This is a genomic window from Bacillus sp. 05T31, assembly GCF_056396725.1.
Genome location: NZ_JBFTMA010000402.1, coordinates 1 through 3892 on the forward strand (window position 1 = coordinate 1; position 3892 = coordinate 3892).

Genomic DNA, 3892 nt, shown 5'->3' on the forward strand with positions numbered 1-3892 from the left:
GTTCGCGACAACACCCGATTTTCGGATCGAAACGGTGCGCGGGCTTGGGTATCGGCTTGAGGTTTATGAATGATCAGATCCTTATATATACGTGTTGTCCTGACATTTTTAGTCTCCATCATCGGGGGCACGATCATTTCTTTTTTTGTATCAACTTGGATATTCGAAGATAAATTGAACGAAAACGCTCAAATCAACTTACGTAACTTTGGCCAAGACATCGTCCGGATTTACAAGACCCTTCCGTTACGTGAAGCGGACTTGTTCGTAAGTGAAATGAAGCAGCTTGATTCTTATTATATTCGAATTTACGAAGCAACGGGTCAGTTCAAGTCTTACGGTAAACTTCACGGACACAAACCTGCGSCTGTGACGATGGAGCAACTAAAGAAAGTATTAGATGGAGGTGTTGTTCAGGACACTCCTAATGGTATTGCCACGGTCCTTTTAGGGTTGCCGTTGAAAACGGAAATGGGAACGAAAGCGATATTTTTGGAAGCGCTCGCTCCTCCTTCAGCCTCTTTTGTCACAAAGTGGGCAKTGGTCTTTGCAACATGTTCGTTGATTGCAGGAAGCTTATTGATTCTAGTTGCCTCTGTATTCCTGGTAAGACCGATAAAAAAGCTGACAAAAGCGACCARGCGGATAGCATCTGGAGATTTCAACGTCAAGTTGAATATTAAGCAAACGAGTGAGCTGGGTACTTTGGCTCGCAGCTTCGAAGAAATGATGCACGATCTGCAGCAACTTGAGCAGATGCGCAGGGAATTCGTAACGAACGTGTCGCACGAGGTTCAGTCTCCGCTCACTTCGATATCCGGTTATGCTCTAGTGCTTAAGCAAGTTGACCTTTCAGAATACGAACGAAGCCGTTATCTTGATATTATCATCGCTGAAGCGAAAAGGATGTCCAAAATGAGCGATAGCCTGCTAAAGCTGAGTTTTCTTGAATCGCAGTCAAAGCAACTGCGGCTCATCACGCTCAGCCTCGATGAACAAATCCGACGGATAATAGTGGCGCTCCAGCCACAATGGTCTGCTCGCGATATACATTTCGAGCTTGATTTACAGACAGTTAAAGTAACGGCTGATCATGACCTGTTAAATCAGGTATGGACGAATATCCTCAGAAATAGCATCAAATTTTCCGAGGATGCCGACGTGATTAACGTAAGCATCAAACAAGATATCAAAAACGTGACAATCCTAATATCCGACACTGGTATTGGTATTCACCTTGATGACCAGAAGCGTATATTCGAGCGTTTTTTTAAGGCCGATCGTTCCCACAGTCGTAAGTATGACGGAAGTGGTATGGGACTCGCTATCGTTAAACAGATCGTGTCGCTTCATCAAGGTGACATCCGAGTGAAAAGTGAACTTGGTCAAGGAACGACCTTCATTGTCACCTTGCCAATCACTACACCAACAGATTAGTTAGATTCATTCTCTATGCTACGACTCATATGCAAGTTTACTTGCATATAGAGCCGTAGCATTTTTTTTGGCAGTTCATATTCAGTTCATATTGTCGTCATGGGGAGTACATCTTCATTGGTTAAGTTTTCATTACAGGCACATGAAGGAAGGCAAACAAACAGATCAGGACAGGAGAGGATGACAGTGACACAACAAGAGGAAAAGAAAACGCTGAGTGGAATGAAAATAAAGAAAGTGCGAAACATCTTACTTAAAATCATAGGAGCAATCGTTCTAGCCATTGTACTTTTTTTAGGTATTGTTTATATCGCAAATGTGATGAGTAGTCATTCGGAGCAAAAACGAATAGTGCCCTACGGGCAGCACGTATCTGTAGACGGGAAAAACATGAATGTGTTAATTCAAGGCGAGGGCGAGGAAACGATCGTGCTCATGCCTGGTTATGGAACAGCTACTCCAGGGCTTGATTTTAAGCTTCTTATCGATGAATTATCTCCATTTTACAAAGTTGTTGTGGTAGAGCCTTTCGGTTATGGATTAAGTGATGAAACTGTAAAAGAGCGAACCACGGAGAATATGGTAAGTGAAGTTCATGAAGCTCTACAGCAGCTTAATATTAACAGATACATGCTCATGGGCCACTCCATTGCAGGCATTTATGGAATTGATTATGTGAATAAATATCCAAACGAGGTGACTGCATTTGTCGGAATCGATAGCAGTGTTGCAACACAACCAGGTATAGATATCAATTTCCCATTAAAAACGGTTGCATATCTCAAAAAATCAGGTCTCTTAAGATTGGCTATGAAAATCAGTGTTGACCCCTATGCTGGACTGGAATTTGATGGAAAAACCGTAGAGCAAATGAAAATGATTTCGAATAAAAACATGTACAATGACACAACCTTGAATGAGATGGACCATATTTCGTCTAATTTTAAAGGGGCTCAAGGTTTAACCTTCCCTAAATATCTTCCACTTCTTCTCTTTGTACAAGCGAATGATGAAGGTGTAGCAGGATGGATACCTCTGCATGAAGGGCAGATTAAAGACTCGGTACATGGAAAAGTAGTAACTATGGATGGATCACATTATTTACACCATACCAAATTCAAAGAAATCGCTGAAAACGTTAGACTATTTATGAAAGAAGTAAAGTAAGTGTTCAGAGAAAGGTTCATTCGTTATTTTATGCATTTGTCTACAGTCTGCAAGACCATCATTTCGATGGTCTTTTTTATGTCCAAACAGTTGTATATTTCCAAACCGAGATTATACTTTCGCCTGAAAGACATTGGGTTTCATTTTCATATTAAATAACGAGGCAGGTGTGCGGCCGAGCCTAGGTCGTATCATATAACGGGTGAGATTCCCGTCGAGTAAGAACTAGCCATTCGCTCGTAGCGAGTCTTGGAGGGCTAAAGGTAACTTTAGTCTTTAAGCGTAGACAGTTAGGTGGCGGATTTGCTTTACTGATCATTCTATTCATCCTGTTAATCATTATAGGATGTAGTTGTTGGGGCGGATTCGGTTACTAAAAAAAGGGGCACTCATAAGAGTGTCTTTTTTCTCAATATAAGAACTCTAAGAATATGATATTATTTTAATGCAAATTCCCTTTTGTGCAATGAGATAGTAATGCCCAACAAAAAACCCACCTATTTCCGTAGGTGGGCCTTATCTTTATTACACAATATCAAAGTATACTCTCTTTTTCTCGTAAAYTTWATGYAATTATACATATTYGTWAAAATTACAYMAAATAAATATTACATGTAGTAAAATATAAMTTGTGGACACGTTCTATAAAGCWGATTCTCCGATTAGAAGGCGTAACACATCTCAACCATATAGGTGTGGTGTGGCGTTGCTTTAATCTAGCCAAACAAACGATCTCGATTCTCTTGTATTTGTACACTAACAATCTGTTGAAAATAAATGATTCTGTTTTATAGGACGTGTTTACTTAATGTCCAATACATATTATTAAATTAAAGTGGTTCAAGTCGGAGGAAGGCACCTTAGGGTGTCTTTTTTATGTTTATGGWTTTTTTTAGAAAATATTTGAAATATAATACAATAAATTATATTATTATGTGTGTATGACTTCTGATTTTTAATATTTCTGAAAATTAATAGGGGGAAACAATAATGAAATTAGGAAAATTAGTATTAATTGGGGCGTTAACATTTAGCGGGTTTACTGCAATAGAAATGATTAAGCCTACCTCACAAGTTACTGCAGCTTACTCAGGTCCATTTAATGATGATTGGGGATTTAAAACCATTGTGGATCTGGAAAGTTCCGTGGAAAGTACATATCAACCTGATTGGAAAATTGGGGATTTAATAACTGGTGATACATTTTACTTAACACAGCACTTTGGTAGAGAACATTTTGGTGCGCAAATGAAAATTTTTAAAGTCCACACAAATGGTACCCTAGAAC

At 39.3% G+C, this 3892-nt stretch carries 3 protein-coding genes and 2 pseudogenes; all 5 read left to right on the plus strand.

The window, feature by feature from the left end; genetic code table 11:
- Positions 1 to 73 (plus strand): annotated as a pseudogene (locus AC1DJR_RS20400) (DNA-binding response regulator); the annotation flags it as partial.
- Positions 70 to 1437 (plus strand): sensor histidine kinase, encoded by a 1368-nt coding sequence (locus AC1DJR_RS20405; protein ID WP_477003371.1) that lies wholly within the window; start codon positions 70 to 72, stop codon positions 1435 to 1437. The pseudogene AC1DJR_RS20400 and the gene AC1DJR_RS20405, both read left to right, overlap by 4 nt.
- 186 nt (positions 1438 to 1623) lie before the next feature.
- Complete coding sequence (locus AC1DJR_RS20410; protein WP_477003372.1) at positions 1624 to 2604, plus strand: alpha/beta fold hydrolase; 981 nt, start codon at positions 1624 to 1626, stop codon at positions 2602 to 2604.
- A gap of 293 nt (positions 2605 to 2897) precedes the next feature.
- Positions 2898 to 2981: pseudogene (locus tag AC1DJR_RS20415) on the plus strand (YjcZ family sporulation protein); the annotation flags it as partial.
- Positions 2982 to 3594: 613 nt separating this feature from the next.
- Positions 3595 to 3892 (plus strand): DUF5065 family protein (locus AC1DJR_RS20420; protein WP_477003373.1); only part of this gene is annotated, 298 nt, incomplete at its 3' end.